4 protein-coding genes are annotated in these 3,308 nt (G+C 73.5%); all 4 read right to left on the bottom strand.

What is annotated here, in order from left to right:
* Nucleotides 1-773 (bottom strand): PAS domain-containing protein (locus ACWGE1_RS40575; protein ID WP_453425489.1); only part of this gene is annotated, 773 nt, incomplete at its 3' end.
* Nucleotides 774-836: 63 nt separating this feature from the next.
* Nucleotides 837-2,240, bottom strand: coding sequence for an LCP family protein (locus ACWGE1_RS40580; protein ID WP_453425490.1), 1,404 nt, complete (start codon nucleotides 2,238-2,240; stop codon nucleotides 837-839).
* Between the two features lie 149 nt (nucleotides 2,241-2,389).
* A complete protein-coding gene (locus ACWGE1_RS40585) occupies nucleotides 2,390-2,821 on the bottom strand; it encodes a VOC family protein (RefSeq protein ID WP_453425491.1) in 432 nt (143 codons plus the stop codon).
* 133 nt (nucleotides 2,822-2,954) lie between these two features.
* Nucleotides 2,955-3,308, bottom strand: a 354-nt coding sequence (locus ACWGE1_RS40590; RefSeq protein ID WP_453425492.1) for a DUF5954 family protein, incomplete at its 5' end; no start/stop codon positions are given.

A 3,308-nucleotide genomic window follows, 5' to 3' on the forward strand; every position in this document is an offset into this window, starting at 1 on the left:
GCCTCGGTGTGGTCGCGCTGCTGCGTGGTGACGTCGAGCAGGGAGGCGATCACGCCGATCGGCCGGCCGCCCGGATCCTCGACGCGTACGTACGAGCACGACCACACGCGTTCGTGCTCCGGGTCGGCCGGGGTCCGCCCGACCCGGCGCCGGTCGAGGACCGGCTCACCGGTGTCCAGAACGCGGCGCATCGCCTCTTCCATCTCGAGGGCGTTCACCTCGGGCAGCACCTCGGCCAGGCGCCGCCCCACGTGGGCCGACTCCGCCAGGCCGTTCATCGCTTCGAGGGCCGGATTGACCTGGAGGAAGCGCAGCTGCGTGTCCAGGACGCCGATCCCGACCGGCGAGCGGGCGAACAGCCCGTCCCAGACGGCCGAGGACCCCCGGATCCGGCGGGCCGCGTGGGCGTCCGCCGCGAAGACCAGCACGGCCGAGGCGCCGTGGCGGCGGTCCGGGACCGGGCAGGCCCAGATCTCCAGCTCCAGCGGGTGCCCGCCCCGGTGCCAGGCGGTGACCGTGCCCATGACCCCGCGCCCGGTGGCGGCCGTCTCCCACAGGGACCGGCCCAGACTGCGATCGGCTCCCGGATGCAGGAGGTCCGAGATGTGCCTCCCCAGCACCTCGGGCGGGGCGTAGCCGAGGAGCTCCTGGGCGCCGTGGTTCCAGCGCACGATCATCCCGTCGCTGCTGGTGGCCACGAGCGCGACCGGCAGGGCGCCCAGCCAGCCTCCGGCATCCTGGGCGGCGCTGCTGATCAGGTCCTCGAGTGGCATCTCCTCATGCATCCCGCACCCGCTCACCTGGTGTGGCCCGCGGCTGTGCCCCGTCCACACTCCTCATCGTCGCCCGGATGGTCCGCTACCGCCCCCCGGCTGCGCGGCCCCCGCCCCGGCCGTCGCCGCGGCCCCCGCCCCGGCCGTCGCCGCGGCCGCCGCCGGGGCAACGGCGCAGCGGAGACGGTCTGCGGTCACGGGGGCGCCGTCGGCCACGTTGCGGTCGTACGTGACGGTCCTGACCTGGACGGGCCGGGTCCCGACGGTGACGGCGAAGACGGAGTCGAGGTCCGGGTCGGCCTGCAGGCGGGCGCCCGGCAGGGCGGCCGCGAGGGTCGCCGCGTTCTCCTCCTGGCCGGTGGGGTACCGGACGACCGGCGGGCCCGCCGGTCGCTGCGGCGGCGCGGACTGCGAGGTGTCGGTGACGAGGAACCCGTTGCCGCGCAGGGCGGCGGCCACATCGGCGTCGTCCACGCGGACGGCCATCCGGGCCGGGTCGGTCGGGGCCGGGTTCTGCGCGACGGGCTGGATCCGGGTGTCCCCCGTGATCGGGCGGTCCGCCCCCAGCGCGTCCCACAGTGCGACGGAGCGGGCCTCGTCCCACACCAGGGTCGAACCCACACCGGGCACGCGGTGGTCGAAGAGCCGGATCGGGACGGTGGCGAACTCCGTCCGGTCCGCCCGGAGGTGACCGAGCGCCCAGCCGATGCGGACCAGGTCGTCCAGCCCCGTCCCCGCGTCGGTGCGCACGGTCTTCAGCAGGGTGCGCACGGTCCGCGCCGTGCTCACGGGGCCGAAGAGGGCACCCTGCGCCGTGAGCCTGGCCAGGAGGTCGTTGACCACGCGCTGCTGGCGGCGGACCCGGCCGAGGTCGCCGGGGCGGAGGTTGACGTGCCGGGCCCGGACGTAGCGCAGGGTCCCGTTCCCGTCGGCGAGATGGCGGCCGGCGCCGATGTCGAGGCCGGAGTTCTCGTCCTTGACCGGTGTGTCCGTGCAGACGGTCGCACCACCGAGGTTGTCGATCGTCTGCTCGAAGCCCGCGAAACCGGTCTCCAGGTAGTGGTCGATGTGGAGGCCGGTGGCCTTTTCCACGGTGGCCACGGTGAGCGGGCCGCCGCCGAGCGCGTAGGCACCGTTGATCTTGCCGCTGCGGGCGGGGGTGGTGCCCGCGTATGCGACGTAGGAGTCGCGGGGGATGGAGACGATGCTCGCGCGCCGCCGGTTCTCGGACAGGTGGACGAGCATCATCACATCGGTGCAGTTGCACCCCTTGCCGCCGACGTGGAGCCGTTCCTTCTCGGCCCGGGAGAGCCCGGTACGGCTGTCGATGCCGACGACCAGGATGTTCGTGCCCCGGCCGCCGCCACCGCCCGTCGGCGCACTCGAGGCCGAGACGGCGTGCGAGCCCACGAAGGAACCGCAGGAGAGGGCGGTCAGCAGGGTGAGAGCAACGGCGAATCGACGCAAGGCACATCCCCGGAATAGAACGAAATGGCTGAAATGGGGAATGTACGGCCCTGTGTGCGAGCGGCCGGGCTGTACGCGCCGGGATTCCTTCCCGCAGGGGGCGGGCTTGGTGCATCTGCCGCCGTCGCGGGGAACGCGGGCCTGTCCGCTCAGCGCTCGGACAGCTCCGAGGGGGCCTCCTGGACGACCCAGCCGTTTCCGTCGGGATCGTCGAAGGTGAGGAAGGAGTTCCAGGTGCCGCCCTTGCCCTCCTCCCAGCCCGTCGCGCCGACGTGCCGGACCGGTGACACGTCCACGCCCCGGGCGACCAGTTCCGCGCGGGCCGCCTCGATGTCCGTGACGCAGAGCTGAAGGCCGTGCAGGGTACCCGGGGCCATCGTCCGGCTGCCGGGAGCCGTGGGCATTCCCTGGAGCATGGCGATGGAGCACCGGGAGCCGGGCGGGGTCATCTGGATGATGCGGACTCCGGGGGAGACCTCGTCGTCCAGGTCGACGTTGAAACCGATCAGGTCGGCGTAGAAGGTCTTCGCGCGGTCCATGTCGGTGACGGGGACGGGGACCACTTCGAGCGTCCAGTCCATCGGTGTCTCCCTCGGGGCATCAGTGAGTGGGCGGGTCCACCGTTTCCCATGGAGGTCCGGTGGCGCACGTAGAAACGCCAGCCGGGTCCCGACTTGTCCGCGGACGCGTCGGGGCCCGCCGGGCGCGTTCCGGTCAGTCGTCGGGGAGGACGCGGCCGTCCTCGTCGAGCGTGAGGTGGATGCGCGCGGGCTCCTGGCTGTTGACGTCGGACGGCCTGGGGCCTTCGGGGCCGTCGGGGCCCCAGCGCAGCAGCCGGCGCGTACGGACGACCTGGTACACGGCGTCCTGGAACTCCAGCCGGTTGACCCGCCCGACCCGCAGCGTGTCTGCGGCCCCGGCGTACGCGGCCAGCTGCGCGGCCCGCAGGTCGGCGGACTTCCCGCCGTCCGCGGCCACCCAGGTGCGGGCGTCCGTGCGCGGGTCGGCGTCCTCGGGGATGTGGCCGCGCAAGCGCGGCCACATACACGTCAGGGCGAAGTCCAGCGA

The organism is Streptomyces sp. NPDC054932 (genome assembly GCF_053610205.1).

Excerpts from the sequence above, each read along its gene's own strand:
- ACWGE1_RS40585 (WP_453425491.1), bottom strand. The coding sequence starts at position 2,821 with ATGGACTGGACGCTCGAAGTGGTCCCCGTCCCCGTCACCGACATGGAC.